The following is a 2,056-nucleotide window of genomic DNA, read 5'->3' on the forward strand; positions in this document are numbered from 1 at the left end:
GTCTTCGACCACCCCACACCGGCAGCCCTCGCGAAGTACATACGGTCGGAACTCCTGCCGGACGTGCCGGCCGAGGACGGAACCGATGACCCGGACGCGGAGATCCGGGAGGCCCTGGCGGCCATCCCGGTCAGCCGTCTCCGCAAGGCCGGTCTGCTTGACCTGGTTCTGCAACTCACCGATGACGAAGGCGACGTTGCGGCCGCGGAATCCCAAGAGGCGAGCTCGATCGAGGAGATGGACGGCGAGAGCCTCCTGCGACTCGCGAGCGAGAACTCGAACCCCACGAACTGATGGCGATCTAAGGACACTTGATGACCTCCTCCGATAACCAGTACGTCGAGGCTCTGCGGTCGTCTTTGAAGGAGATCGACCGGCTGCGCAAGCAGAACCAGCAGTTGATTTCGGCTGCCGTGGAGCCGGTCGCCATCGTGGGGATGGGGTGTCGCTACCCCGGCGGGGTGAGTACGCCGGAGGAGCTGTGGCAGCTCGTCGCGGAGGGCCGGGAGGGTATCTCAGGCTTCCCGACCGACCGCGGATGGGACCTCGATGCCGTCGCCAGCGCCGCTCAGGAGGGCGGCTTCCTGGCTGATCCGGCAGGGTTCGACGCGGGTTTCTTCGGGATCTCACCTCGCGAGGCCGTGGTGATGGACCCGCAGCAGCGCCTGCTGCTGGAGACGTCGTGGGAGGCGTTCGAACGGGCCGGTTTCAACGCGGAGATGCTGCGCGGAAGCCAGACCGGGGTGTTCATGGGCACCACCGCCCAGGACTACGCCGATCTCCTCACCCGGTCCGCGGAGGACGTGGGGCTGTATGCCACGACGGCCTTCGCCGCGAGCGTGCTGTCGGGGCGGATCTCCTACCTGCTGGGTCTTGAGGGCCCGGCGGTGACGGTGGACACGGCGTGCTCCTCGTCGCTGGTCGCGATGCATCTTGCCGCGCAGGCGCTGCGGCAGGGCGAGTGCTCGCTGGCGCTGGCCGGTGGCGTGGCAGTGATGTCCACGCCCAGTGGCTTTGCCGCTTTCACCTCGCAGGGCGGGCTGGCGGCGGACGGACGCTGCAAGGCGTTCTCCGACGATGCGGACGGCACCGGCTGGTCGGAGGGTGCCGGGGTCGTACTGCTGGAGCGGCTGTCCGACGCCCAGCGCCACGGGCACCGGGTGCTGGCAGTCATTCGCGGCTCGGCGATCAACCAGGACGGTGCCTCGAACGGCCTGACGGCGCCGAACGGACCGTCCCAGCAGCGCGTCATACGGCAGGCGTTGGCGAATGCAGGGCTGACGGTCGGCGACGTGGACGCCGTCGAGGCACACGGTACGGGGACATCGCTGGGTGACCCGATCGAGGCGCAGGCGCTGCTGGCCACGTACGGACAGGAACGGGAGCGGCCCCTGCTGCTGGGCTCGATCAAGTCCAACATCGGCCACCCGCAGGGAGCCGCCGGCGTTGCGGGCGTCATCAAGATGGTGCAGGCCCTGCGTGAAGGTGTGCTGCCCAGGACGCTGCACGTGGAAGAGCCGTCGACACACGTCGACTGGGAAGCGGGAGCCGTCGAACTGCTGACGGAACCGGTCAGCTGGCCCCAGAGCGAGACCCCTCGGCGGGCAGCCGTCTCGGCCTTCGGGGTGAGCGGCACCAACGCGCACCTCATCCTCGAACAGGCGCCGGCCCAGGAGGCCCAGACCCCGGCAGCCGAGGAGGGGCAGCCGGACGCGGAGACAGCCCAGGTGACGCCCGCGGTGGTGCCGTGGGTGGTGTCGGCGAGGTCGGAGACGGCCCTGGAGGCGCAGCTCGACCGCCTTGAGTCCTTCAGGGAAGGCGCCGACGGGCTTCGGCCGGTCGACTTGGGCCACTCCCTGGCTGCGTACCGCAGTTCGTTCGAGCACCGTGCTGTTCTCCTGGCCACGGATGAGGGTGTCGAGGAAGCGGATCGTGGGGTGGCGGCCGGGGAGCGTCTCGTTGCGGTGTTGTTCTCGGGGCAGGGTAGTCAGCGGCTTGGTATGGGGCGGGAGTTGTATGGGCGTTTCCCGGTCTTTGCGGGGGCGTTCGATGCTGT

General features: G+C 69.0%; 2 protein-coding genes. Both read left to right on the forward strand.

Going from position 1 to position 2,056, the window contains the following annotated elements; genetic code table 11:
• A partial coding sequence (locus H343_RS32725) for a hypothetical protein (RefSeq protein WP_037905066.1) occupies positions 1-294 on the forward strand: 294 nt, incomplete at its 5' end.
• A 20-nt stretch (positions 295-314) separates the two neighbouring features.
• Positions 315-2,056: beta-ketoacyl synthase N-terminal-like domain-containing protein (locus H343_RS0124625; RefSeq protein ID WP_028433289.1), on the forward strand; the 1,742-nt coding region annotated here is incomplete at its 3' end.

Source organism: Streptomyces sp. TAA204 (genome assembly GCF_000424965.1).